This is a genomic window from Streptomyces sp. ME19-01-6 (assembly GCF_033793745.1).
Lineage (GTDB): Bacteria > Actinomycetota > Actinomycetes > Streptomycetales > Streptomycetaceae > Streptomyces.
In genome coordinates, this window is the sequence record NZ_JARAXF010000004.1 from 217,033 (window position 1) to 241,063 (window position 24,031).

A 24,031-nucleotide genomic window follows, 5' to 3' on the forward strand; every position below is an offset into this window, starting at 1 on the left:
GCGGCTGACGCCGCGGGGCCCGCGGCGTCTGGCGCGTGCGATCGCAAGGCGGAGGGTCGCCCTCGGACGGGGTATCCCCTGCTCCAGCGAAGCCGAGAGCTTGGGGAAGGGCCTACTCGGGCGGGCCGACAACGCAGCGCGGGGGCACCTCCCAGCGGTAGCTGGGAGGTGGTACCGCCCAGCGGTAGCTGGGGGAGCGTGCCAGGCGTCGCGGGCCCGCGGAGATCGGGGAGATCGGGGAGACAGGGCCTACGCCCGCACCGCGGTGAGCCGGGCAAGCGCCTGACCCAACTGCTTGACGGTGCCCACGGCCATGGCCGGCACCTGCGAGGCCGAACCGCGGCTGATGTTCGTGAGCACCCGGCCGGGACCGACCTCGACCAGCGCGTCGACGTCCTCCCGCACCAGCAGCTCCAGCGTCTGGCTCCAGTGCACCGGCGAGGAGAGCTGGCGCCTCAGCGACTCGCGGGCCTCCTCGCCCGTGTGCACGTACCCGGCGGTCGCATTGGCGATCACCGGGAGGGACGGGGCCGAGAACGGGACGGCCTCCAGACGGTCGGCGAACTCCTCCTCGATGTCCTTCATCAGGAGCGAGTGGAAGGGCGCGCTCACCTTCAGCTCCGCGACATGTGTCGCTCCGCCCGCCCGCGCGGCGACGGTGACGGCCGCCACCCCGGCCACCGTGCCGGACACCACCGTCTGCGTCGGCGAGTTGTAGTTGGCCACGGCCACGGTCTCACCCGTGGAGCGCGACGACTCCTCGCACAGCTCACGGACCCGCTCGGACGGCAGCCCCAGGACCGCCGCCATCCGCCCCGGTGTGCGCCGGTTGACCCCCGCCATCAGCTGGCCGCGACGCCGCACCAGCCGCAGCGCGTCCTCCCAGGCGAGTACCCCCGCGTGCACCAGGGCCGTGTACTCACCGAGGCTGTGGCCGGCCACCACGTCCGGCCGGACGCCGTGTTCCCGGAGCACCGCGGAGACGGCGAGGCTGGTGAGGAACACACCGGGCTGGGTCACGGCGGTGTCCCACAGCTCCTCCTCGCTGCCCTCGAAGCACAGCCGGCTCAGCGGAAGCCCCAGAATCTCGTCGGCCGATGCGTAGTAGGCCCGTACGCTTTCCGCGTATTCCCGGGCGAAATCTTTTCCCATTCCGGGCACCTGCGAGCCCTGCCCGGGGAAGAGAAACGCAATCCTGTCCACGGCTACCCCGTTCGCTTCGTGACACCAAAGCTTGACGCGGCCTCGACCGCGATCGCTCACCCTATCGATCAGCCGGGACGGAGACAATGCCGAGTCAAGTAATCATCAGAGATATCGGATCCCGATCCAGGCGATACGGGAACGAAGCGCGGGAAACAGAGCTGACCTGCTTTCTGATTCACCATTCCGGAGGCTCGGCCGCCAGCTACGCGCCGCTGGCCGAGCACCTGCCCCCTACGTGGCGGGCGCTGGCCGTCGAACTGCCCGGACGGGGTGCCTCCGTCGGCGCGTCGGCCTGCGGCGACACGGCCGAACTGATCGCGCACGTCGCCCCCGCGGTCTTCGACAGCGCCGGCGACCGCTATGCCGTCTTCGGCCACAGCCTGGGGGCGCTGGTCGGGTACGAGCTGGCCAGAGAGGCCGAACGGCGGGGCACCCCACCGGCCTGGCTGGGTGTCTCCGGAAGCCCCGCACCGCACCGCATCCAAGAGCGCCTGCTGGAACGGCGCGACCTGTGGCCCCAAAGGCGCCTCGTCGCGTTCCTGCGGGAGCTGGGCGGCACCCCGGAGGAAATGCTGGCGATCCCGGACGTGGTCGACTACATGGTGAGCGTTCTCCGCGCCGATCTGCGCATCGTGGACACCTACGAACACAGCGAAGGACCACCACTCTCCATACCCGTCTCCGTCTTCTCCGGGGACGCCGATCCGCTCGCCGCGCATGAATTGCTGGACGGCTGGCGAGAGAGAACCCTGTCGCCCGTCAGTTTTCACACCTGGCCCGGTGGCCACTTTTATCTGTTCGATCATCCGGAAAGCTTCTGCAAGAGTCTCGTGGCGGATGTGAATTCCGCTCTGTCCGGTACACCAGCAGCGGCGCGAGAAGAAATGGAAGACGCTGAGAGCCATGGCTGAGAACAAGCCCTCCGGTCCGGAGGGAGAGAAGAAGACGCGGCAGATCGCCGGCGCCGCGCTCCCCCTCTACCTGACGATGATCGCCTCGTCGGCGGCCTCCCTGGTGGACACGGCCGTCCTGGGGCGGCATGGCACGGCCTCGCTCGCGGCCTTCGCCGTCACCCTGGCCGTGTTCAGCCCCGCCACCGCCGCGGTGTCCGGAGCCATGCGCGGAGTCATGCCGTTCGTGGCCACCCACAAGGATGACGCCGACGGCCTGCTGCCCGTCCTGCGCAACGGCATGTGGCTCGGGATCGGTGTCGGACTGCTCGGTGCCGCGGCGGTCGCCTCCGTGCCGCTGATCGGCAGGGTCGGTGGCGTGCCGCAGACTACCCTCGACGAGTTGGGTGTCTTCCCGTACATCCTCGCCTGCAGCGTGCTCGTGATGTCGATCGCCGCCACCGCGACGTCCACCCTCGTCGGGCTCGGCAAGAGCAAGGCGGTGATGCGTTCCGGGATGACCGGCACCGCCGCCGCCGTCGTGCTCTCGCTGGTCCTGGTCGGCGGCGTCGGTTCGTTCGAGGGCCTCGGCCTGCCCGGCGCCGGCATCGCCATGCTCACCTCCAGCCTGATCAACGCCTCCCTGGCGCACATCCAGTTGCGCCGGGACACGGTGCTGGCCGGGAGGTCGCTGCGGTTGGGGCTTCCGCATCCGCGCGAGGTGCTCAGGCTGGCCGCGGTCGGCATCCCGCTCGCGGCCACCGTGCTCATCAAGTTCGCCGTCCTGGGCGTCCTCGCGTTCTCCGCGGCCCGGGTGAACACCGACAGCGCGGCCGTGCACAGCATCTCCCTGTCCCTGGTGAACCTCATGTTCACCGCGGCGGTGGCGGTGGGCCAGGCGACCGTGCCGCTCATGGCCGCCCATGTGAAGACCGGCGACGTACGGGAGGTCAGGCGCAGCGCTCACGCGGGTGTTCTGGTGGCCCTGTCCGCCGTATGCGGTCTGGCGCTCCTTCTGGTGGTGGCGCGTACCCCGGTGATCTCGCTGTTCACCAAGGACACCGGCCTGCACGACAAGGTGCTCGACCTGCTGCCCGTCGTCCTCCTCGCGGTCCTGGCGGACGCGGTCCAGGCGGTGTTCGGCTTCGGGCTGATCGGCATCAAGCGCACCGTCCCCAGCCTGGTGATCTTCGCGATCTGTTACGGGCTGCTCGCCCTGGTGGCCCTGCCCGTCGGCGCCGCGGGCGGCCTGAAGGCGCTGTGGCTCTCCCTGGCCGGCGCCAACCTGCTGCTGGTGGCCGGGCAGGCCTTCTTCTTCCAGCGCCGCAGTGGCTCGCTGACCACACCCGAGCCGGCCCCTGCGAGCGCGTGAGTCACCTCTCCGTACCCCACACGTGCGCACCGTCATATCCGCGTCATTTCCGCGAAGTCAGGAGTACCTCCATGGGCATGTCCGACGATCGTGAGCGACCCGGCACTCTCGTCGAGCTCTTCGAGACGACAGCAGCGCGTCACCCGGACCGCGATGCCGTGAGTGACGGCGTACAGACCCTGACCTACCGGGAGTTGAGCGAGCGCTCCGGCGTGCTCGCCGCGCACCTGGTCGCGCGCGGGGTCGGCCGGGAGGACCGCGTGGTGGTGCACCGTACGCGCTCCAGTGAGGTGTTCGTCGCCCTGCTCGGCATCCTCAAGGCCGGCGCGACCTATGTCGCGGTGGACGTCCGGTATCCCGACACGCGCCGGGACCTGATGATCCAGCGGAGCAAGGCCAAGGCCATCGTGACCGAACCAGGGTGGCGCGAGCGGTTCTCCCACCTCGGGCCCGATGTCATCGAATGGCACAGCGGGCCCGCCTCCTCCGTCCCCGGCTCCCCCGTCCCCGGCGACCTGCCGCTTCCCGCGCCGGAGAACGGGGCCTGTGTGCTGTTCACCTCGGGCTCGACCGGGGTCCCCAAGGCCTTCGTACTGGAACACCGCAACCTGCTCGCCTTCGCCCACAACCGCGTCATGCCCGAGCTGCTGCCCACCGATCGCACCAGCCAGATCGCCAGCGTCTCCTTCGACGCCTTCCACTTCGAGACCTGGTGCAGCTTCGCGTACGGAGCGGAGATCGTCGTCATGCCCGCCATGACGGAACTCCTGGCCTCCGATGTGAAGCGGGAGCTGGAGGACCGCCGCATCAGCGTCATGATCGCTCCCACCATGGCGTTCAACCACCTGGCCCGCGAGAGCCCGGAGACCTTCGCCGGCCTGCGCGTCCTGCAGGTCGGCGGCGGCACCATGCTGGCCTCCGCCTGCCGGGACGTGCTGGCGAGCGGCTTCCAGGGGTCACTGTGGAACCTCTACGGCCCGTCGGAGACCACGACGGGCTGCTCAGTGGCCCACATCGAGTCGGTGGGACCCGAGGACACCTCGGTGCCCATCGGCCCGGTACTGGACGGCTTCTCCATGTACGTGCTGGACGCCGACCGCAAGCCCGTGCCCGCCGGTGAGGTCGGCGAGCTGTACGTGGGCGGCGTGGGAGTCTCCCGCGGCTACATCGACCAACCGGAGCTGACCGAGCAGCGCTTCCTTCCCGATCCCTTCGCCGGGAACGGCAGCCGCATGTACGCGACCGGCGACCTCGGTTGGCAGCGCCCCGACGGGGTCTTCGAGTACGTCGGACGCGCCGACGACCAGGTGAAGATCCGCGGCTACCGGGTGGAACCGGGCGAGGTGGAGCGCGCGCTCGCCCAGCACCCGCTGGCCAAGGAGGCGATCGTGCTGACCACCGGCGAAGAACCGGACCTGCGCCTGGTGGCGTTCGTGGCGGCGGACAGCGCACTGAGTGACGAGGAGCTCCTGGCGTACGCCAAGCGGGAACTGCCCGAATACATGGTGCCCAGTCGCGTCCTGCTCCTGCCCCGGATTCCCGACAACGAGAACGGCAAACGGGACGTGGCGGCGCTCAGGGCGCTGCTGGCGAAGGACTCCCGGCAGCTCTCGCCGTCCGACCTGCCGTCGGGGGAGACGGAGACCTACCTCGCCCGGCTGTGGCAGGAGTTCCTGGGCGACGAACCGGTCGGCGCCACACACGACTTCTACGCCGCGGGCGGCAACTCGCTGCTCGCCTTCCGCATCCGGCAGCGGGTGGTCAAGGAGCTCGGCGTGACCATTCCTTTCAACGCGATCCTCAACCACCCGGTGCTCAGGGACCTGGCGGCGCTCATCGACGCCCAACGCGATGCCCAACGCGACGCCTCGGACCGGCAGGTGTCGTGATGCGGCGGCTCGCAGTCGTCTACGACATGGGCGCCGCGGACGTGGTGGAGATCGCGGCCGCGCTGGAAGGGCTGGCCGAACCGATCTTCGTCTGCCCGGACTCCCCGTTCGATGAACAGCCCAGAGAGCTCATGGCCGAGCTGGGCCGGCTGTGCGACATCAGCGGGCTGGACCTCGGCCGCGCCGCCGCGAAGCTGCGCGCGGAACGGCCCGATGGAATCGTCACCTTCACCGACTACCAGTTGGAGAAAACCGGGGCCCTCGCCGCGGAACTCAATCTTCCGTTCCACTCGCCCGCACTGGTGCGCAAGCTCACCCACAAGCACCTGCAGCGTGAGGTGCTCAACGGCTGCGGGGCATCCGCGGTCCCTTCCCGGCTGGTCATCGGGGAGGACTCCGCCCGGCTCGCCGCAGCGGAAGTCGGTCTGCCGGCCGTGTTCAAACCCGACGTCGGAACCGGAAGCCGAAGCACCTACCGCATCTCCTCCCACGACGACCTCGCCGCCGCCTGCCGTTCGGAATTCCCGGGACCAGCGGCGCCCGGCGCGACCGAAGCCTTCGTCCTCGAACGGGAACTCCCGGGAGCCGCGGACACCGCCCCCTGGGGCGACTACGTCTCCGTGGAATCGGCCGCCCTCGACGGTGCCATCACCCATCTGACCGTCACCGGCAAATTCCCGCTCGCGCCACCCTTCCGGGAAGCCGGGTCGTTCCTGCCCGCGGCCTTGCAGGAAGCAGATGAGAATGCCGTCCTGGACGTGGCCACCCGCGCCCTGACCGCCCTGGGCGTCCGCACCGGGGTGTGTCACACCGAGGTCAAGCTCACTCCGTCAGGGCCGCAGGTCATCGAGGTAAACGGACGCCTCGGAGGCCTCGTCAACACCCTCCTCGCCCGCGCGACAGGGGTGGACGTCATCCGTCTGGCGGCCGGCATCGCTCTCGGGGACGCGGAAGCCATGAAGGCGGCCGGCGACATCACCTACGAACGGATCGCGTTCATACACGCTCGCGTCCCTCCTGTGGAGGCACGACGCGTCGCCGAGGTGTCGGGGCTCGATCAGCTGCAGCGCCTACCCGGTATTTCTCGGGTCGTCCTGAAACGCGGAGCCGGAGACTCCATCGACTGGCGTCTGGGAAGGCTGGCGCACGTCTACATCTGCTTCGGAGCCACCGACACCCATGAGGCGCTGGCCTCACTGCTCCATGACATGGCCGATGTGGTCAAGGTCCGCTATGAGTGACGCCCGCGAACGCGCTCATTGATGGCGTGACCATTCCCCATCCAATCACCGCACCCCTGGAATAATTCCCTTGAACAGAAACCAAGTCGTACGCTCCTTCCGCGACCTCGCCACAGGGGTCCTCGACCAGAACCTGCCCGTCATCACGCTGTTCAGCGGAGGGCTGGACAGCACTTATCTGCTGTACCGGCTGCGCCGGTTTGGACATCGTGACATCCATGCGATCAGCGTGGATGTGGGAGGCGATGAGACGCCCGAGGAGAAACAGCGCATAGCCGACCGGCTCGGCATTGAACTGCACATCGTTGACGCCCGGGAAACTTTCGCGCGTGAGTTCGTTCTCCCCGCCATAGCGGCACAGGCCGTCTATCTGAACACCCACCCGATCAGCTCCTCACTGAGCCGTCCCCTGATGGCACGCATAGCGGTCGAGATGGCCCAGGGCATGGGGGCATCGGCAGTACTGCACACCGCCAACCAGTCCCAGAACACCCTCCGACGGCTGAACGGCGCAATCGACCTGCTCGGTTTCCCGGGGCGGTACGGGAGCCCCTACGAACTCGATCCGGTCGACCGGGCCCAGAAGATCGAGGAACTCAAGCATGCCGGCCTGGATGAAATGGCGGACCGGATCGTCAGCGGTGACTCGAATCTATGGTGCCGCGAATTCGAGTCGGGAATCCTGGAAGACCCGGAAGACCACGCCACACCCGAGCATCTGTACCGGTGGTCCCTCGCCGGGAATTCCGCACCGGAGGGACTCATGGACATCAGGTTCCATGAGGGGATTCCTGTCGCCGTCAACGGAACTCACCTCCCGCTGACCGGCCTGATCCGCGACATGAACCTGCGCGTGGGCGCCTTCGGCATCGGCCGTTACAGCGGTCTTGAGCACTTGACCGGCGGAGAAAAAGTGCTGGAGATCCGCGAGATGCCCGCGGCCTGCCTGCTGCTGCGTACATACCGGCATTTGGAAACGGCCATCCTGGATGCCGAGACCATCCGGGAGAAGATGCACATGGAACAGCTCTGGGTGCGCGAGGCCGTCGAGGGCCGGTGGTTCGGTTCCCTTCGAGCCGCCTGCCAGTCATTCATCGACAACTGCTCGGCCCGTATCACCGGCTCCGTACAGTGGAGAATGACTGCAGGATCGGCCCAGACGACGGCAATCGTCGCAGACCACCCCCTTTACCTGCGCGACCGGGAAGCCTGGGAAAAGGACAACGTCGCCGAAATCTCCTGGGGATCTGATAAGCCGATGCAAGGTCACACCGCGAGATAGGGAGGACCGATCAGATAAAGACCGACCTGATCGGCGAGCCACTGAGCCCGCAGACTCCCGCCTTTCCGGTCGTGAATGTGCACAGTATGATCAGGCGCGGGCTCGTCCCAGTGAAGCTGTCGCGAATTAATGGAGACGGAAACATGCGCATACTCCTCCTCCGCGGGCAGATGCAGCGCAGGAACCTCCGGCCAGCCCACCCGGCTCCACACCACGGTTGCGGGACACTTTCCGGCAACGGCGACGAAGCAGTCCTCGAGCCGCCCGAGAGGCTGTGATGTCCACTCCAGAAAAATCGGGAACGGACTCGCGATAACCGAACTGGTAGACGCCTGAATGGCTGGACTCTGCCCGCACCCAAACGCGGTGGCCGTTGGCATGGCAGCACTCAGCATCTCCAGTTCCGACGCCTCGGATACGGTGACCTCGAGACTCACCTTGACACCAGTCGGATCACCTATCGCCAGCAAACGACGAGCCGTTTCCACCGCAGCCGCCAGATCCGTGGTCCGGAACACCGGATACGCCTGAGAGTTTCCCATGGAAAGCATTGTGCCAGCGGCACCATGTGGTGTCCCAAGAAGCTCTGCACGAATAACTCACAAAACGGTCTTTCACAGCAGGGAGGGTGCATCATGTCTCAACCGATCAAAGACTCGTCGACCGCGCTGCGGTCTGCCTACGCTCAAGCCGGGTGGAGCCGGATACCTTTCCGATTCGACAACAAGGCGGTTGAGCTGATCCGCGAGCGTGTGGAGTCGATCAGCCGGGAGCGCAGGTCGGAGGTCGTCCATGAGAGGGACAGCGATGTCGTCCGGGCCATCCACGGCTGTCATCTCTTCGACGACGTGTGCTCCGCGCTCGTGAGACATCCGCACCTCGTCGCTCTGGCCGAGGCACTGACGGGAAAGTCGGTCTACGTCTACCAGTTCAAGGTCAACCTCAAGCAGGCCCATGAAGGCGCAGCCTGGCCGTGGCACCAGGACTACGCGTTCTGGAGCAAGGAGGACGGCATGCCCCGTCCGGACGCCGTCAACATCGCCATCTCACTGGACGACGTACATGAGGACAACGGCCCGTTGGTCGTCGTCCCGGGCTCCCACCGTCTGGGCCTCATCGGTCTCCCCGACATGGTGGAAGGGGAGGGTGACTGGCGTCGGCACGTATCCGCCGATCTGGCCTACACGGTCAACACCGATACGGCGTCCGACCTTGCCCGTCGGAACGGCACCGAGCTCATGGTGGGTCCGGCGGGGTCGGTGCACGCCTCCACCCGAGCATCGTCCATTCCTCGTCGAACAACTCCTCGACAGACCGGCGTGCGTTGCTTCTGATCACTTACAACGCCGTCGACAACGCACCAGCCAACCCCACACGTCCCGAGTTCCTCGTCAGCCGGGAGTCCACCCCCCTCACCCCCCGCTGTGACGACCGGCTGGGCGTGGAGCCCCACTACTGATCTGGAGTCGGTCAGAAGCCAAGTGACTTCCCGTTCGCGCGGGGTGAGGGCGCTCAGGCCTGGCACGGGCGCGAGCGGGGTTTCCGGCGCTCCGGTGAGAAAACCCGTCAGGTCCACCCCCGGAGACCGCACTCGCGAGGGTGCGATCGTGAGGGACGCCTCCGCCAGCGCACTGCGCGCCCTCCAGGCGCACCCGGTGCGGAGGAAGGCCGCCGACCACGGCGATCTCCTGGTGTCCCAGATCAACGCAGGTGCTGGGCGGTCGAATAGCCGGCCTGTCCGTGGTCGAAGGTCACCCGATGCCACCGGCGGGGTTCTCGGTCTCGGAGGGCCTACCGGGCTGAGCAGTCCGCGGACGTAGTCCCGCGTCCGCTGCCGGGCTTCCCGGATCGACACCGGGTGCCTGTATCCCCCTCAGAACCCCTTCGGCGCCAGCTCGCGACGCGGTGTCCGCCATGTCCTGGCTGTGCCACCGCAGATACTTGGCGACCTCCACGTACGGTCCCTCGGAGACGACCTCGACGGATGCCGCGGGTCATGAAGCCCTCGATCCACGGGGTGCCGCCGCCCTCGCCCCGGCCGGGCGTGTCGTGGCCCTGACCGGGGCTGTCGACGACCAGGTGGGCGTACCCGGCGGCGGGCGGCAGCAGGTGGTCGGTGGGCAGGCAGCGGCCACAGGTGTAGCCGAGGTACTTGATGAGAACGGGCAACGGGCCTGGTGCCCCGCGCGGCACGAGCAGCCAGCGTGTCGTCTCCGGGCGGTAGCGGGTCAGTTCGTCGAGCGACATGTCGGTGAGCGGCACGGCGGGCTCTCCTTCGGTACGTGCGGATTCCCGGACCGGAGGTTCCCGGGCAGCGGGCCGGTGCCGGCCAGGCCCGGCGCAGCGGGCAGAAGCCCGCTGTCGAGGACGGATCGCGCCGAAGCGCCGGGACGCCCCGGCACTTCGGCCCTCGGGGAGTATCCGAATGGAAATCAGCGGTAGCCGCTGACCCGGATCATGGTCCGGCCGAGATGAGGGCGTTGACGCGGTTCTCGTACTCGCGGCGGGCCTTGCGCTGTGCTGGGACAGTCGGGGTGCCCTGGCCGCCGTCGAGGGGCTGGCAGCGGGCGAGAAGCTGGCGGTGGACGGCCTGGGTGGTCCTGACGCGCAGGGTGTAGCCCTGGCCGCGCCGTACGGTGACGCCCTGGTCGAGCGCGGCTCGTTCGTCGAGCTCCAGCTCGGTGGCGCGGAGGAAATCGGCGACCTTGCCCGGCATGTCGAGGGTGACCGGCAGTTCCGGGGCCGGGAGGTCCTCCTGGCCCTCGGCGGTGTGCTCGGGCAGAAGGTCGGCGACGGCGGTACGGAGGCGCCGCGGCTGACGTCGTGGTCGCGCGCGAGGGCGGCGATGGAGCGGCCTTCCAGGTACGCGGTGCGGACGGCGTCGGTCCTGTCGGCCGCCACGGCGGGTCGGCGCCCGCCCTTGCTGCCCCTGGCCTCGGCGGCCCGCAGCCCGTCGTAGGTCAGCTCGCGTTGGAGGTCGCGTTGCGGTTCGCCGGCGGCGGCGAGGGTCTGCACCATGAACTTCACCGTGGACGGCAGTTCACCGGTGCGCGGGTGGCGGGCGGTGAGGTCCATCGCGGAGAACGCGCCGTCGTGGATCCGCAGCGCGAGGCGGTCGCGGTGGAGGACGTCGAGCACGTCGAGGATGTGGCCGGTGCCGCGTACGAGGCGGAACATCTCGGAGATGTGCACGGTGTCGCCGGGCCGCGCGTAGGTGAGCAGTTCGCGGAACTTCGAGCGCTGGAGCGGGTGGAGGCGGCTGGAGGTGCCGGGGTCCTCCTCGAAGACGACCGGGTCCTCGATCCCGGCCTCGTCCAGGACGAGGTCCTGGCGGGCGGTCGACTGCTGGTCGGTCGAGACTCGCTCGTAGACCAGGTTCGCCACTCGTGGGCCCCTTCCGTACAGAGGAATGGACCCTATCTGTCAAGAGCCTGCGGCTGATCGGGGGCAGCTACGTCGGGGGTCCGCTCCCGAAGCTGCGGCGAAGTGACGAGTAGTTCTCTGTAGTCACCTCTGACCAGGGCCGGAGCAGTGCGGCTCTCGGGGCGTTCCCGCCGGACGGTTGGAACGCTCACCGCGCCCGTCCAACTCGCTGACCTGCGCCGGTTTCAGAAATCGGAACTCGTCTGAGGTCCCTCAACGAACACGCGCGGTCATGGACGGCGATCGGGCGCCATCAGCCCGATCGCCGTCTCGTCTGGTCGCCTTCGGCGGCGGCCGGCCCCTGGGCTGGTTCGTCTTCGGGGGTGCCACGCTCGGCTTCCTCGGTGGGGCGGTGTTCGTCAGCGACGCCGCCAACGACGCCCTGCGCAACCTGTGATCCGCCCGGTGCGGAACAGGCCCCCGCTGTCACCGGGCCGCCGTACCGTCAAGACGGACCGGCACGGGGATCGGAGCGCGCCGGTCCGCCGCCGAGCCGTCAGGAAGACATCTTGAACGCGAGTGTCCGGGGCGGGGATCGTACGAATCGGTGCCGATCGTGTGGGCGGGCAGGCCGGGTGGGAACCGGTTCCGGTGTGGCCGGCGTCTATGGGTGCGGAGCACGCGTTGGTCAAGGGGCGCGTTGTTCCGCCGGGGCGTCCCCGGAGGGGGCGCCGTAATTCAGGACGTACGGGGGAGAGTTATGAGGAAGAAGCGTATGGCCGGCGGCGTGGTGGTGTCGTCGTTCCTGCTCGCGGGCGCCGGGATCGCTGTGACCGGGGCGCCGGCGAGCGCTGTCACCAAGGGCGTGGGGACGTCGGTGCGGGCGGCGGCGGAGTTCTGCGGGGGCGTCGCGGGGATCTACGGGGTCTCGGGTGAGCTGGACTACAAGGGAAAGCACGCCGAGTTGTGGACCGAGCGGATTAAGGACAACAAGGCCCGCGCCTATGCCAAGGACATCGTGAAGGGTGACCGGGTCGAGGTCCAGCGCAGCGACAAGAAGTTCAAGATGAGCAGCAAGCCGCAGCATCCCGCCACCGTGGGCGGTTACGACAGTTGCGGGGACACAGCGAACGCCTACGAGGCAAACGTCGAGGACCAGCTGGCGACGCGTGCTGTGCGGCTGCAGACCGGCGACGGCTACAGCTACGCCGTGCGTACCTGTCTCTTCCCGAAGAGCGGGGGCAAGAGCTGCACGAAGTGGTACGTCGACCACAAATGATCGTGCCGCACTCCGGATCGCGCGTGGCGGGATCGATGCCGGCCGGGGGCCCGCAGGCGGGCCCCCGGCCGCCGCCCGCCTCACCCAGGGCGGCAAGGAGTACCGCCAGCTCCTGGACGTCGGGCAGGCCGTCATCTCCCGAGGACTGCACACCGCCCGCCGCGCGCTCCCCCAGGGCCCCGAGCGCACGGCGGTCCCCTACGCCCTGGACGGCCTCATGGACCGCCACGTACTGCCGGCGGATGCCGAGCGCATCGCCAACGAGCAGCTGGACGGCGAGATCGAGGCCAGCCGCGCGCCCGACACCACCGCCTGGTGCCCCCGGGCGGTAGCCGAGTACATCGCCCAGTAGGTGTCGCGGAACTCCCCCGCGTGTTCGTACACCGTCTGCGCGCGCGTCCCGTACTCGGCGAAATGCTCGTCGTCGAGGCCGAGCTGCTCGGCGACGAACCGCACCACGGAGGCCGGTACCGCCATGGGGTCCTCGGTCAGGAAAGTGCCGACTCCCCGGGTGAGGGTTCCGTGGCGAACCGGCCGTAGCGGGCCTCTTGCTCAGCAGACAGGTATTCAACAGGCCTGACCAGGCACGTAGACCCCGTTGACCAGGCAAAACAGGCACGTCACCGAACCGGAATCAAGATCGCTCCGCTACCGCTGATTTCCGTTCGGATACTCCCCGAGGGCCACTTCGGTCACCACAACGTGATGCTCATGCGGGTTGCCCGGCGGCGGTGGACGCGTCGGACCGTGCGAGCACGTCGCGTACCGCGTCCGCGAGTGCGGGAGCCGCGCTCGCGTCGGCGTCGGCAATTCCCACGCCGTAGCGGAACCGCACGGTGGCGCCGTCCTCGACGGTCAGCTCCTCGCTGAAGAAGGGTGCCGGGTTGAGGCAGGCGAACTCCTCCGTCCGGGCGAACCACTGCGGCGGGTGATGGGGGTTGGCCGCGTCGTCGACCATGAGCACGAGCGACTGCGCGTCCGTCGCGTCGTGGCGGCCCTCGAAAGCCATCCACTGCATGCGCCGCCCGCGGACCTCGTCGCCGCCCAGACCCTCCTCGGTCACGAACCGGCCACCGGTGAACGACCGCGGGCCCCGCCAGAACAGGCCGCCGTAGCCGGCGTTCTCCCGTCCCTTGGTGGTCGGCGATCCCATGGCGACGTCCGCTCCGGAGACGTTCGTCATCCGCGTCTCGAACGTCAGCGCCCACGCCTGAGGGGAAATCAGCTCCGCTCGCAGCCTCCTGCGTTCGGTGAAGAACAGCGCGCCGGACTGGGTGATCCACTCCAGCTCGTGCGCGAACGTCGCCGTACCGCCGTCCCGGTGGAGCGTGGCAATCCGGCGGTGCGCCTGGGTCCCGTTGTTCTCCATTTGAACGTAGAAGCGTCCGTGGACGTAGGTGGGGCCACCCCAGAAGTTCTCCTCGCCGACGTGGGGCAGTGACCATGCGATGCCCTTGTGCCACACGTGGTCGTGGGGGCGGAACAGGCTGACCACCTTGCCGGCCCGGGTGCGCAGGGGGTGGATGTAGGGCTTGGGTGACTCCAGTTGGACGGTGTCCGGCTGGTACACGTAGTGGAAGAGGACGGTGTCGCCGTCGCGGACGGTGACCGAGGCACCGACGTCGTGGCTGATCTGCAGAGCGTTCATACCAGGGTCTCCTTGACCGGTTCCCACGGCACGGCGCCGCCGTCCATGCTGAGCGTGAACGGGTCGTCGCCCGCCAGTTCTCCCGCGGTGACGGGAACACCGCGGAACGCCGAGGCGTACGTCGCCGCCGCGAACTCCAAGGTGCTACGCGCGTCCAGCAGAGTGACACCGGATTCCTGACCGGCGTCCCAGGCGTCGAACACGGCCTCGAACTGCACCCGGTGGCCGCTCGTGATGTCCGGCTCGTCGGCGTCGGCCCAGAGGTCCGAGAGCTCCTCGTGGCCGGAGGCCGGGGTGAACCGCCAGTGCTCCTCGCGGTAGCCGTAGAGGTGCTCGAGTTCGACCGTGGCGTACTCGAAGTCGAAGCGCAGCCGTGACGTCTCCCGGGGGGACAGCAGGGAGTTGACCACCGTGCCGAGAGCTCCGTTGTCGAACCGTACGGCGGCGACCGAGACGTCCTCGGTGTCCGTGGGCCGGGCCTGGCGGCCGGCGAGCGCGGTGATCACGGACCAGGGGCCGAGGACCGACAGCATCAGGTCGAACTGGTGGATGCCGTGCCCCATGGTGGGGCCGCCTCCCTCGACGTCCCAGCGTCCCCGCCACGGCACGTCGAAGTACTCGTCGGGCCGATACCACAGCGTCTCGCACGTGGCGACCAGCGGCCGGCCCAGCGCCCCGGACGCGGCCAGCCGGCGCAGGCGTACGGCCGCGGCACCGTAGCGGTGCTGGAAGACGGTGAGGACCCTGGACCCGGTCTGCTCCTGCACTGCGGCCAGTTGGTCCATCTCGCGCAGGCTCAGCGCCGTCGGCTTCTCCACCAGGGCGGTGACGCCGGCCCGCATCACCAGGGAGGCCAGGGGTGCGTGGGTCTGCGGGGGCGTGCAGATGTGCACGAGATCGAGCTTCTCGCTCTCCAGCAGGGCCTTGGCGTCGGTGAAGACGTGCGGCACGGAGAACTTGTTCGCGAAGTCAGCGGCGCGTGTGGGGTCGACGTCGGCGACGGCGACCAGCCGGGCGCGCTCGGAGAGTTCGGCGAGGGCTGCGGCATGGGCGCCGGCTATACCGCCGGTGCCGATGATGGCCACGCGGTACGGCGGCCGGGAGCTGGGCATGGGTGGTTTCTCTCTCTCGGTTTCTGACCTGCTCTTCGCGGGGTTCTCCCCGGGGGCCGTCGGGGGAGGAGGGGGTGGTGACGGCCCCCCGGGGAGAGGTCACTTGGCCGCGTCGATCTCGCCCTGGAGTTCCTTGATGAAGGCCTTCGCGGCGGCCTCGGGCGAGCTCTTCTTGAAGTAGACGTCCTGGCTGTAGCGCTGCAGCTCCGGCTCGACCCCGCTTCCGCCGTTGGGCGTCACGACCGGCGACTCACCCGGCGTCACCGCGTTCATGTAGTCGACAGCCGCCTTGTCGGTCCCCGCCAGACCCGTCTCGAGGTGCTGGAGTATCTTCTCGTTCGCGGGGATTCCACGCTCCGTCTTGAGGATGTCCGCGGCCGTCGGGTCGTTGAGCAGGAAGTTGACGAACTCGGCGGCTTCGGCCGGGTGCTTGCTCTGGCTCGAGACCGCCCAGTACATGGAGGGCTTGAAGAAGTTCGCCTTGGTGGTGCCGACGTGGGGCATCTGCAGCAGCTTCAGATGTGCGCCCGTCGCCTGCTGCAACGCGGTGATCTGCGTGTTATAGGCCCCGATCATGGCTGTCTTGCCGGTGGCGAAGCTGCCGGCGGTGATACCGGCGGTCAGGTCCTCGACCATCGTCGAGGCCTTGACGCTGGCCCCGGAGGAGATCAATTTCTGGCCGTACTTCCACATGCCGGCGAGCGCCTCGGACTTGAGCGAGACGTTGCCGTCCTTGCCGAACAGGTTGCCGCCCTGCTGACGGGCCCAGTACTTGAGGCTGCCGGCGTCGAAGCCGGGTGCTGTGGACGTGCCGTGGATCTTGCCGCCGCTCCTGTCCGTCAGCTCCTTGGCGACCTTGGTGTAGTCGTCCCAGGTCCACGTCTTGTCGTCGGGAAGGGCCACGCCGTACTTCTTGAACAGGTCGGTGTTCACAACGACGGACATGACGCCGATACCGACGGGAAGCGCGTACTGCGTTCCGTTGACCTGTCCGGTGGCGAGGGCTTTGGCGTCGAACTGCGAGGTGTCGAGGAACTTCTTGGCTTTGCCGAGGTCGTACAGCGCTCCGCGGTCCGCGTACGACGCGAGGTAGAGCTCGTCCATCTGGACGACGTCGGGCGAGTCCTTCGCCGCGGTCGTCGTGGCGAGCGCGTCCCAGTAGCCGTTCCAGTCCTTGTACTGCCCCTTGATCTTGATGTTGGGGTGCTTCTTCTCGAACGCCGCGATGGCTTCGTCGGTGACCTTGGCTCGGGCGTCCGCTCCCCAGTAGGTGAGGCGGAGGGTGACCGGCTTGTCGCTGAGCTTGGCAGGGGAGCCGGTACTGGTGCCGGAGCAGGCGGTCAGTGCGAGCGAGAGTGAGGCGACCGCTCCGATGGCGACGCGTCTGAAGGGGCTGGCTTTCATGTGCTTCTCCTGTGCGTGGAGCGTGGGTGAGATTGATGGCTGCGGTGCTCGCGAGCGGCCATGGCTCGGTCGCTTCCGCGTGTCCGGCAGTAGCCCCCGCGGTTACTTGCCGCCGGTGGTCGCGATGCCTCGCAGCAGGAAGCGCTGTCCGGCGAGGAAGACGAGGAAGACGGGAGCGAGCGACACCACGCTCATGGCGAACACCGAGCCCCAGTCGGTCGCGCTCTGCTGGTCGACGAGGGCCCGCAGCGCGAGGGGGGTGGTGTACTTGTCCGGATCGGTGAGATAGATCAGCTGGGTGTAGAAGTCGTTCCAGGTCCAGATGAAGGTGAAGATCGCCGTGGTCGCCAGAGCGGGGACCATCAGCGGCAGGATGATGTTGAAGAAGATCCGCGGGTGCCCCGCGCCGTCGATCCGTGCGGCCTCGTCGATCTCGCGTGGGATGCCGCGGATGAACTGCACCATGAGGAAGATGAAGAAGGCGTCGGTCGCCAGGAACTTCGGCACGATCAGGGGCAGGAAGGTGTTCACCCAGCCGAGCTGCGAGTACAGGATGTACTGCGGCACGATGATCACGTGGACCGGCAGCATGATCGTGACGAGCATGACGGCGAACCACAGGCGCTTCGCCCGGAAATCCAGCCTGGCGAACGCGTAGGCGGCCAAGGAGCAGGCGAGGAGATTGCCGAGGATCGCGCCGGTCACGACGATCAGCGAGTTGATCAGGAAGTGGCTGAACGGTTGGGAGAAGGCGTTCCAGCCGCCCGTGTAGTTCTCCACCCGCAGGTGCGTCAGGGCGAGTCCCGCCTTGCGGAAGATCTCGTCGTTGGGGCGCAGGGAGCTGACCACCATCCACAGGACGGGGTACAGCATCGTCAGGGCGCAGGCGACGAGCAGGACGTGCTTGAGAAGAGGGCGGATCCTGCGCCTGCCGCGGCGCGCCGCGTGAGAGCGGGTGACGGGCAGCGAGCGGGGTACGGCCACGGTGCGGTCAGTCATCGTAAAACACCCAGTACTTTGAGGCCCAGAAGTTGACGGCGGTGAAGACCGCGACGATGAGGAGCAGGACCCACGCGAGCGCGGACGCGTAACCCATGTCGAAGTGGCCGAACCCGCGCTGGTAGAGGTACAGCGAGTAGAAGAGGGTGGAGTCGGCGGGGCCTCCGGTGCCGCCCGAGACGACGAAGGCCTGGGTGAACGTCTGGAAGGCATGGATGATCTGCAGCACCAGGTTGAAGAAGATGATGGGTGTCAGCAGCGGAATCGTGATGCTGCGGAACTGTCTCCAGCGCGTCGCGCCGTCGACGGAGGCCGCCTCGTAGAAGGAGGCCGGAATCTGCCGCAGGCCGGCGAGGAAGATCACCATGGGTGAGCCGAACGTCCAGACGTTCAGGACGATGAGGGTCGACAGCGCGGTCCGGGGCTCCGAGATCCAGCCCTGTCCATGCATGCCGAACACACCGAGGCCCTTGTTCACCAGGCCACTGGTGCCGAAAATCGTGCGCCACAGCACAGCGATCGCGACGCTGCCGCCGATCAGTGACGGCAGGTAGAAGACGGAGCGGTAGAAGGCGAGGCCCCGCACTCCCCTGTCCAGCAGCAGGGCGAGCCCCAGGGCCAGCGCCAGCTGCATCGGAACGGAGACCAGGACATAGGTGAAGGTCACTTGGAGCGACTGGTGCAGACGCTCGTCGTGCAGCATGCGCGTCCAGTTGTCCAGTCCGCTGAACTGCGGCGGCTGCAGCAGGTTGTACTTGGTGAAGCTGAGGTAGAGCGAGGCCAGCATCGGGCCGAGAGTGATCCCGAAGAGCCCGACGAACCATGGCAGGAGAAAGAAGAACGCCGCCTTGTTCTGCTGTCGCGCGCCCCGTCGGGACCCGCGCAGCCGGCGTAGTTCGTTGATGGAGCTCACGGCACTGCTCCCTTGAGCGGCGGCATCGGAAACACAGTGGTGCGGGCCCGCCCCGGGCCACGCATGATCAAAAAGTGATCGTTCACACTTTGAGTTGTGAGGACCATAGTGAACGATCACTTTTTGCGTCAAGAGTGTGTAGTCTCTGACTTCACCGAATGTGGGCAGATGGGTGGGAGAGACGGATGGACGGCGCTGACACGGCGCGACGACGGCCGACGATCACAGATGTGGCGCGCCTCGCCGGCGTATCGCCCCAGACGGTGTCGCGGTACCTGCGGTTCAACGGCGGGCTGAAGCCCGCGACCCTGGAACGCGTGGAGAACGCGATCCGCGAACTGGACTACCGCCCCAACCTGGTGGCACGGTCCATGCGGACGCGGAAGACCGGCCGACTGGCGATCCTCATGCCCGCCATGGCCTTCAACCCCTCGCGCATGCTGGCGGGAGCCAGCGCGACGGCACACGCCGCAGGGTACTTCGTGGACGTCGTGAGCGCCGGGGGCGGCGTACGGGCCAGGAGTGAGCGCCTGCTGGAACTCGCCGACTCGGGGCAGTTCGAGGGCATCCTCTCCCTCGCCCCCGTGCTCCCCGCGATGGAGAACAAACTGCACCAGAGGACGACCGTGGTGATCTCGGCCGACTTCGACGACGAGATGCGCGTCATCGGGGAGCTCGCCGACGCCACGCCGATCGTGCGGATGATCGAGCATTTGGCGGAGCTCGGTCACTCACAGTTCCTTCACGTGGCGGGCGACGCGCAGTTCGCCTCCGCGAGGGCACGCAAGCAGGGCTATCTGGACACGGTCGAACGCCTCGGGCTCGAGTCCGTCGGCGTCTTCGACGGCGACTGGTCCGGCGAGTCCGGCATAGCGGCGATCCGGTCACTCCCGAACCGCGCCCGGCCGACCGCGGTGATCGCGGCCAACGACCTCGTCGCCGCCGGCGTCGTCCGGGGCGCCCGGGAGCGCGGCTGGGACGTGCCGGGCGACATCAGCGTGACCGGTTGGGACAACGTCGGGGTGGGACAGTTCATGACCCCGTCCCTGACCACGGTCGACGTGGACCTCGAACGACTCGGCCGCAGGGCCATGACCAAGCTGATCGCGGGTCTGCTCGATACGGCGCCCGAGGCGAACGGGGAGACGCTGTTCCGAATCGTATGGCGGGAGTCGACGGCCGAACCGTCCCCCGAAGACCGTCCTGGCCGCGATCGATGACCATTCGGGGGCACTGCCGCCGGAGTCGGTGCCGGTCTCGGACCGGGCCTTCCCTTCCGTCGGCCCTGTCGGCGGGCCCGCTTGGAGGTCTGAGCCGGCACGGCACGCACCCGTGTGGGTCATGCGGGCGCGTCCAGGGGCTCAGTTCCCGTAGACGTCGAGCCGTCCGCACATCCCGAACCTCCCAAAGGCAGCAGGCCGTTGGGACCGTACGACGGCATCGGCGAGGTGGGGGAACTCCCCCCGCTCCAGCCAGTCGAGCTGCACCCCGGTAGCCGCGGCAGCAGCCTCGGCACCCTGTCGCCACCGCTCGCGCCACTCGGCGATGCTCGGCCGTACGAGCGCGGCGGCGGCCCGGTGGAACGCCGCCAGGGCCTCGGGCCCCTCCGCCTCGCGCAGCGCCCGGTAGCCCTCCAGCGCCAGGTCCCGCCGCGCCCGGGCGACGCGCTCCTGCTCCTCCTCGGGCGCGTCAGCCGGGATGACGGTGGCACGTGCGTACGTCTCGGGGTCGGTCAGGTACTCCGGGGGCAGCGTGAGGACGGCGTCCCCCGCCTCCGGCAGCCCGCTGTTCTGCATCAGGACGGTGATCCGCAGATCGCCCTCGCTGACCAGCCGGTGGATGGTGCCGGGCGTGAACCAGGCGACCGCACCGGCCTGGAGCGGAGTGACCTCGTACCCCGATGCAGTCAGCGTCTGCACGGCCCCACGGCCGCCCATGACGACGTACGCCTCCGAGCACGCCAGATGCATATGAGGCGTGCCACCGCACACCCCGTCGACAGCAGGCCAGTCGTACACCGACAGGTGCGAGATGGCGACACCCCCGGGCAACCCGGTATTGTTTGCATTCATGAACAGCAGCACTCCGTTTCGCGACAGTAAGCGCTTACTATGTCTGTAAGATACGCTCTCCTGACTCAACGGGTCAATGTCCTGCTTAAATCAATCCCGAATCGTCGGAGTAGCGAGGAGACTGATATGGACAATGGGTTGGCGGGCAAGAGCTTCTACGCCTTCGGCGACAGCATTGTGTACGGGCATGTGTATCCGCACAGTTTCGCTGACCTCGTTGCCGAACGAGAGGGAATGACCCTTGCCAAGTTCGCACGGAACGGCGCGACCATTGGCGCCGACCCACATGCTTCCGGTGGGCAGATACTCAGACAGATCGAGCAGGCGCCCGACATCGCGCCGGACTTCGTCGTCTTCGACGGAGGCACCAACGATGCCCAGTCAATCTTCCGGCATCAGGTGTATGACGTGGGCACCTACGCAGAAGAGCTGGAGAGGACGCTCGATACGATGAAGCGGAAATGGCCGACCGCCCACATCGTGTACGTCGCCGCCCACAAACTCGGCTCGCGGGACTGGGACACTCAGGTGGCGCTGCGCGAGGTGACGTTGCGGGCTTGTCAGAAGTGGGATGTCGCCATCGCCGACGTTTTCCAGGACACCATGTTCGACACCCGCGATGACGCCCAGCGGGCGACATACACATTCGACGGTCTGGTCAACGGTTTCCCCGGCAGGGATGGGTCGGGAACGCACCCGAACATGGCAGGTATCACCACGTTCTATGTGCCGGTGGTGAGCGCAAGGCTGCGACAGATGTCATCACACTGATCAGTGCGTCAATCAGCTCTGCGGGCCCATTCGGCCCGGCAGAGCTGATTTCTCATGTGCGAATTTTCAGTGGACTGAATCTGTCACTGGCTGTATCCGGTACCGCGCGAGATCCGGACGTCGTCCACGTGCACCGCCCCGCGCTCGCCGCCGTTCGAGTACCACGCGGCCTTCGCGATGCCCCGCATCGAGGTGCGGAACGCGGCATCGGTCACCACGCGATGGCCGTCGATGTCCAGGTCGAAGCGTTGGTTCACGGTGTCCACGGTGAGCGTGATCCGGTACCACTTGCCCGTGGTGTACGTACCGAGCACGGTGTCCGTGGTCCCCTCGTACGCGTGGATCTGGCCGCGGGCGAACGCGACGCTGACGGCTTGGGTGCCGTCGGCGTTGTACAGGTAGGGCAGGCCGAACCAGCCCGCCTGCGTGTCGTCGCGCATCACCTGCGCGTCGATGGTGACCAGGCCCTGCAGTGGGGTGCTGAAGAGCCGGGCGAGATTGGTGCCGTTCCTGCCACCGCCATCGGTGGTGCGCGTCAGCCGAACGCTCTTGTCGGTGGCGGACGGCGTCGCCACCACGGAGACGTCGTTGTTGGTCGAGATCACTCGCCAACCGTTGGTCCCGTTGGCGAGCGCGCCGGTCGCCAGGTTGTCGAAACCATCCGTGAACGCGACGCTGGGCGCGCCGCGTTCGAAGGCGCCGATCTCCGGACCGGCCCCGATCGGCACGGGAGCCCCGGCGAGGTCGAGGCCGCCGTTGCCGGTGACGGTGGCGCCGGTGTCGACGAACGGCGATCCGGACCGGAGCGCGAAGTTCGCCGCCGTGTCGAATCTCGGGCCGTTCTCGTCGCCGTAGGGGCCCGTGACGGAGGGCTTGACGAGCATCGGACTGCCGACCTTGCGCGTCGCGTCGGACGTCGGGATGGTCGTCATGTTGGACGAGTACCCGTTGTTCTTGTAGAGGATGGTCGACTGCTGCTCGAACGACGGCGAGTTCGGCACGGAGACGAACAGGTTGTCGGTCAGCGTCGCCTTGCCGGAGACACCGCAGTCGGCGAAGCCGAGGGCCGGCCGCGCCACGGCCGGCTCACGTGAGAAGGGCCGACCTGCGCGCCAGGGCAGCGGGAGGCCGGAGGCGGCCTTGTCCTCACGCTCGCGTGCGGTGTCGTCGGCGCTCCCGCGCAACCGCCGAAGTTCGCCGAGAGCCCTCATGCCCTGCCCCCTCAGCCCGGGAAAACGTATTCCGCGCAGTGTGCCCAGCCGTGAGAGAGCGCGTCAAGGTTTCGGGCGTATGAACTCGTCAGCGTTGAGGCAGACCCGCGGGGAGGCCAACGGCAGTGCCGACGGGACGCTCGGTGCTGCTCACCCGCCCGGGACGGCCGAAGGGGTGCGTGGCCCCTGCGCCGAACAGCAGGGGCAGCTCAGTCGGTACGGGCCGCCGTGCTGTCGCGCACCACGACCTGCCCGCGCATCATCAGGTGTGCGGCGTCCGTACGAGCCGCGAGTGCGAGGCGGACCGCCTCGGCACCTGCCTGCGCCAGCGGCAACGACACGGTCGTCAGCCGCGGTGTCACATCGGTCGCGAGGTCGATGTCGTCGAAACCGGTCACCGAGACGTCCGCCGGCACCGCCACCCCGGCAGCCCGGAAGGCGGACATCGCACCGATGGCGATGGTGTCATTGGCAGCGAGGACCGCGTGGGGCGGCTCCAGCCCCTCGGCGACCAGCCGCCGCGCCGCGTCGAACCCTCCTTGGCGGCTCACCGCGCTGTGCGCGATGCGGATGTGCCGCCCTTCGACGCCGCCGTCGCGGAGCCCGGCCACGAAACCCGCGGTGCGGGCGGAGACGTTCCCCCGCCCGCGGACACCGGCGAGGATCGTCACGTGCCGGTGCCCCTGCTCGGCGACATGGGTGGCGAGTTCCTTCGCGGAGCCGTAATTGTCGAAGCCGATGGAGTCGAACGGCATGTCGGTGTCACCGACGATCACCACCCGGCCGCCCTCGCGTTCGTAGCCGAGCAACTGGTCGAGCAGGCGCCCGCCCAGGGCATTCGCGTCGAGGCGGCTCGAGGTCAGGATGAGCGCCCGCGGCCGGAGCGCACGCTGCAGGCGCACGGTTTCGAGCTGGCGCTCGGCGGTGCCATGGGTCGACGAGACGGTCACGAAGGCCCCGGCGTCACGCGCCTGCCGTTCCATCGCCGCGGCGGCCATCCCCATCGACGGGGTCGTGAGGTCGTCGCCGACGACCGCGATCGAGTCGTTCGCGCGCCGCATCGCCCGGGCCGAGGCGTCCGCGGTGTAGCGCAGCGCGGCCGCAGCTGTGAGGACCCGCTGCTCGTATGCGGGCGCGACCGTCCGGGAGCTGCCGCCCAGGACTCGTGACGCGGTCGACACCGATACACCGGCGGCCGCCGCCACATCGCGAAGGGTGACGGTCAGCCTGGCTGGATGAGGCATCTACCGTTCCCTCCCGCACCAAGAAAACGAGCCGCCGTCGAAGCTACCCCAGGATAGGTGGCAGGTCGCCGAAGGGGACACGGACAGGGGTGGTGATCGGCTCCTTGGCCCCCGTGGCCGACCGCCCGGAGGGGG

23 protein-coding genes and 2 pseudogenes are annotated in these 24,031 nt (G+C 68.2%); 11 read left to right on the forward strand and 14 right to left on the reverse strand.

The genetic code is table 11. From position 1 onward, the window contains the following. Positions 1-249: 249 nt before the first annotated feature. Complete coding sequence (gene fabD, locus PV419_RS10935; RefSeq protein WP_319687774.1) at positions 250-1,263, reverse strand: ACP S-malonyltransferase; 1,014 nt, start codon at positions 1,261-1,263, stop codon at positions 250-252. A 26-nt stretch (positions 1,264-1,289) separates the two neighbouring features. Here fabD and PV419_RS10940 point away from each other — a divergent pair, with 26 nt between their 5' ends. From PV419_RS10940 to PV419_RS10960, 5 genes are all read left to right on the forward strand, one after another. Beyond that, a complete protein-coding gene (locus PV419_RS10940; protein WP_319687775.1) occupies positions 1,290-2,117 on the forward strand; it encodes a thioesterase II family protein in 828 nt (275 codons plus the stop codon). After that, positions 2,110-3,468, forward strand: a complete 1,359-nt coding sequence (locus PV419_RS10945) for an MATE family efflux transporter (protein WP_319687776.1) — start codon at positions 2,110-2,112, stop codon at positions 3,466-3,468. Before PV419_RS10940 ends, PV419_RS10945 begins: the two co-directional genes overlap by 8 nt. Positions 3,469-3,545: 77 nt before the next feature. Beyond that, on the forward strand, positions 3,546-5,357 hold the full coding sequence (locus PV419_RS10950) for a non-ribosomal peptide synthetase (RefSeq protein ID WP_319687777.1): 1,812 nt from the start codon (positions 3,546-3,548) through the stop codon (positions 5,355-5,357). Next, positions 5,357-6,598, forward strand: a complete 1,242-nt coding sequence (locus tag PV419_RS10955) for a hypothetical protein (RefSeq protein WP_319687778.1) — start codon at positions 5,357-5,359, stop codon at positions 6,596-6,598. The genes PV419_RS10950 and PV419_RS10955 overlap by 1 nt, the downstream gene beginning before the upstream one ends. Before the next feature lie 70 nt (positions 6,599-6,668). Then, positions 6,669-7,880 (forward strand): argininosuccinate synthase-related protein, encoded by a 1,212-nt coding sequence (locus tag PV419_RS10960; protein WP_319687779.1) that lies wholly within the window; start codon positions 6,669-6,671, stop codon positions 7,878-7,880. Here the strand turns inward: PV419_RS10960 and PV419_RS10965 are convergent. After that, a complete protein-coding gene (locus PV419_RS10965; protein WP_319687780.1) occupies positions 7,865-8,422 on the reverse strand; it encodes a hypothetical protein in 558 nt (185 codons plus the stop codon). The genes PV419_RS10960 and PV419_RS10965 overlap by 16 nt on opposite strands. A 93-nt stretch (positions 8,423-8,515) precedes the next feature. Between PV419_RS10965 and PV419_RS10970 the strand changes: the two genes are divergently transcribed. Then, positions 8,516-9,214: a phytanoyl-CoA dioxygenase family protein gene (locus tag PV419_RS10970; RefSeq protein WP_319687781.1), complete on the forward strand. Its 699-nt coding sequence runs from the start codon at positions 8,516-8,518 to the stop codon at positions 9,212-9,214. Next, positions 9,205-9,339: a hypothetical protein gene (locus PV419_RS10975; RefSeq protein WP_319687782.1), complete on the forward strand. Its 135-nt coding sequence runs from the start codon at positions 9,205-9,207 to the stop codon at positions 9,337-9,339. The genes PV419_RS10970 and PV419_RS10975 overlap by 10 nt, the downstream gene beginning before the upstream one ends. Before the next feature lie 332 nt (positions 9,340-9,671). On the opposite strand, the gene PV419_RS10980 is transcribed toward PV419_RS10975, so the two are convergent. From PV419_RS10980 to PV419_RS10990, 3 genes and pseudogenes are all read right to left on the reverse strand, one after another. Further along, entirely contained in the window at positions 9,672-10,127 is a 456-nt protein-coding gene (locus PV419_RS10980) for an acetylxylan esterase (RefSeq protein ID WP_319688167.1), read from the reverse strand. A 208-nt stretch (positions 10,128-10,335) separates the two neighbouring features. Further along, positions 10,336-10,596, reverse strand: a complete 261-nt coding sequence (locus PV419_RS10985; RefSeq protein ID WP_319688193.1) for a hypothetical protein — start codon at positions 10,594-10,596, stop codon at positions 10,336-10,338. Between the two features lie 266 nt (positions 10,597-10,862). Next, positions 10,863-11,264: pseudogene (locus PV419_RS10990) on the reverse strand (recombinase family protein); the annotation flags it as partial. Between the two features lie 271 nt (positions 11,265-11,535). Between PV419_RS10990 and PV419_RS10995 the strand changes: the two are divergent. Then, a complete protein-coding gene (locus tag PV419_RS10995) occupies positions 11,536-11,700 on the forward strand; it encodes a hypothetical protein (RefSeq protein ID WP_319687783.1) in 165 nt (54 codons plus the stop codon). Between the two features lie 303 nt (positions 11,701-12,003). Next, a complete protein-coding gene (locus PV419_RS11000; RefSeq protein ID WP_319687784.1) occupies positions 12,004-12,522 on the forward strand; it encodes a hypothetical protein in 519 nt (172 codons plus the stop codon). A 198-nt stretch (positions 12,523-12,720) separates the two neighbouring features. Here the strand turns inward: PV419_RS11000 and PV419_RS11005 are convergent. From PV419_RS11005 to PV419_RS11030, 6 genes and pseudogenes are all read right to left on the reverse strand, one after another. Further along, positions 12,721-13,026 (reverse strand): annotated as a pseudogene (locus PV419_RS11005) (DUF4158 domain-containing protein); the annotation flags it as partial. Positions 13,027-13,231: 205 nt separating this feature from the next. Next, entirely contained in the window at positions 13,232-14,170 is a 939-nt protein-coding gene (locus PV419_RS11010) for a PmoA family protein (protein WP_319687785.1), read from the reverse strand. Further along, positions 14,167-15,282, reverse strand: a complete 1,116-nt coding sequence (locus PV419_RS11015; RefSeq protein ID WP_319687786.1) for a Gfo/Idh/MocA family oxidoreductase — start codon at positions 15,280-15,282, stop codon at positions 14,167-14,169. Before PV419_RS11015 ends, PV419_RS11010 begins: the two co-directional genes overlap by 4 nt. A 99-nt stretch (positions 15,283-15,381) precedes the next feature. Continuing rightward, the gene (locus PV419_RS11020) at positions 15,382-16,686 is read right to left on the reverse strand and encodes a sugar ABC transporter substrate-binding protein (protein WP_319687787.1); all 1,305 of its coding nucleotides are present in this window, start codon (positions 16,684-16,686) and stop codon (positions 15,382-15,384) included. A 102-nt stretch (positions 16,687-16,788) separates the two neighbouring features. Continuing rightward, positions 16,789-17,685, reverse strand: coding sequence for a carbohydrate ABC transporter permease (locus PV419_RS11025; RefSeq protein ID WP_319687788.1), 897 nt, complete (start codon positions 17,683-17,685; stop codon positions 16,789-16,791). Further along, entirely contained in the window at positions 17,678-18,598 is a 921-nt protein-coding gene (locus tag PV419_RS11030) for a sugar ABC transporter permease (RefSeq protein WP_319687789.1), read from the reverse strand. The genes PV419_RS11025 and PV419_RS11030 overlap by 8 nt, the downstream gene beginning before the upstream one ends. Before the next feature lie 185 nt (positions 18,599-18,783). Here PV419_RS11030 and PV419_RS11035 point away from each other — a divergent pair, with 185 nt between their 5' ends. Beyond that, the gene (locus tag PV419_RS11035) at positions 18,784-19,818 is read left to right on the forward strand and encodes a LacI family DNA-binding transcriptional regulator (protein WP_319687790.1); all 1,035 of its coding nucleotides are present in this window, start codon (positions 18,784-18,786) and stop codon (positions 19,816-19,818) included. A gap of 141 nt (positions 19,819-19,959) precedes the next feature. Here PV419_RS11035 and PV419_RS11040 read toward each other — a convergent pair whose 3' ends face one another. Further along, positions 19,960-20,670, reverse strand: coding sequence for a cupin (locus PV419_RS11040; protein ID WP_319687791.1), 711 nt, complete (start codon positions 20,668-20,670; stop codon positions 19,960-19,962). Positions 20,671-20,796: 126 nt separating this feature from the next. On the opposite strand from PV419_RS11040, the gene PV419_RS11045 reads away from it, so the two are divergent. Next, positions 20,797-21,441: an SGNH/GDSL hydrolase family protein gene (locus tag PV419_RS11045; RefSeq protein WP_319687792.1), complete on the forward strand. Its 645-nt coding sequence runs from the start codon at positions 20,797-20,799 to the stop codon at positions 21,439-21,441. A gap of 83 nt (positions 21,442-21,524) precedes the next feature. Here the strand turns inward: PV419_RS11045 and PV419_RS11050 are convergent, their stop codons facing one another. Next, entirely contained in the window at positions 21,525-22,652 is a 1,128-nt protein-coding gene (locus PV419_RS11050) for a choice-of-anchor Q domain-containing protein (protein WP_319687793.1), read from the reverse strand. Between the two features lie 209 nt (positions 22,653-22,861). After that, positions 22,862-23,896 (reverse strand): LacI family DNA-binding transcriptional regulator, encoded by a 1,035-nt coding sequence (locus PV419_RS11055; protein WP_319687794.1) that lies wholly within the window; start codon positions 23,894-23,896, stop codon positions 22,862-22,864. Between the last annotated feature and the right edge of the window lie 135 nt (positions 23,897-24,031).

Excerpts from the sequence above, each read along its gene's own strand:
- PV419_RS11050 (WP_319687793.1), bottom strand. The coding sequence starts at position 22,652 with ATGAGGGCTCTCGGCGAACTTCGGCGGTTGCGCGGGAGCGCCGACGAC.
- PV419_RS10940 (WP_319687775.1), top strand. The coding sequence starts at position 1,290 with ATGCCGAGTCAAGTAATCATCAGAGATATCGGATCCCGATCCAGGCGA.
- PV419_RS10980 (WP_319688167.1), bottom strand. The coding sequence starts at position 10,127 with ATGTCGCTCGACGAACTGACCCGCTACCGCCCGGAGACGACACGCTGG.
- PV419_RS11045 (WP_319687792.1), top strand. The coding sequence starts at position 20,797 with ATGGACAATGGGTTGGCGGGCAAGAGCTTCTACGCCTTCGGCGACAGC.
- PV419_RS10965 (WP_319687780.1), bottom strand. The coding sequence starts at position 8,422 with ATGGGAAACTCTCAGGCGTATCCGGTGTTCCGGACCACGGATCTGGCG.
- PV419_RS10945 (WP_319687776.1), top strand. The coding sequence starts at position 2,110 with ATGGCTGAGAACAAGCCCTCCGGTCCGGAGGGAGAGAAGAAGACGCGG.
- PV419_RS11055 (WP_319687794.1), bottom strand. The coding sequence starts at position 23,896 with ATGCCTCATCCAGCCAGGCTGACCGTCACCCTTCGCGATGTGGCGGCG.
- PV419_RS10955 (WP_319687778.1), top strand. The coding sequence starts at position 5,357 with ATGCGGCGGCTCGCAGTCGTCTACGACATGGGCGCCGCGGACGTGGTG.
- PV419_RS11010 (WP_319687785.1), bottom strand. The coding sequence starts at position 14,170 with ATGAACGCTCTGCAGATCAGCCACGACGTCGGTGCCTCGGTCACCGTC.
- PV419_RS10985 (WP_319688193.1), bottom strand. The coding sequence starts at position 10,596 with ATGCCGGGCAAGGTCGCCGATTTCCTCCGCGCCACCGAGCTGGAGCTC.
- PV419_RS11035 (WP_319687790.1), top strand. The coding sequence starts at position 18,784 with ATGGACGGCGCTGACACGGCGCGACGACGGCCGACGATCACAGATGTG.
- PV419_RS11015 (WP_319687786.1), bottom strand. The coding sequence starts at position 15,282 with ATGCCCAGCTCCCGGCCGCCGTACCGCGTGGCCATCATCGGCACCGGC.
- PV419_RS11000 (WP_319687784.1), top strand. The coding sequence starts at position 12,004 with ATGAGGAAGAAGCGTATGGCCGGCGGCGTGGTGGTGTCGTCGTTCCTG.
- PV419_RS10995 (WP_319687783.1), top strand. The coding sequence starts at position 11,536 with ATGGACGGCGATCGGGCGCCATCAGCCCGATCGCCGTCTCGTCTGGTC.
- PV419_RS11025 (WP_319687788.1), bottom strand. The coding sequence starts at position 17,685 with ATGACTGACCGCACCGTGGCCGTACCCCGCTCGCTGCCCGTCACCCGC.
- PV419_RS11040 (WP_319687791.1), bottom strand. The coding sequence starts at position 20,670 with ATGAATGCAAACAATACCGGGTTGCCCGGGGGTGTCGCCATCTCGCAC.
- PV419_RS10950 (WP_319687777.1), top strand. The coding sequence starts at position 3,546 with ATGTCCGACGATCGTGAGCGACCCGGCACTCTCGTCGAGCTCTTCGAG.
- PV419_RS11020 (WP_319687787.1), bottom strand. The coding sequence starts at position 16,686 with ATGAAAGCCAGCCCCTTCAGACGCGTCGCCATCGGAGCGGTCGCCTCA.
- PV419_RS10970 (WP_319687781.1), top strand. The coding sequence starts at position 8,516 with ATGTCTCAACCGATCAAAGACTCGTCGACCGCGCTGCGGTCTGCCTAC.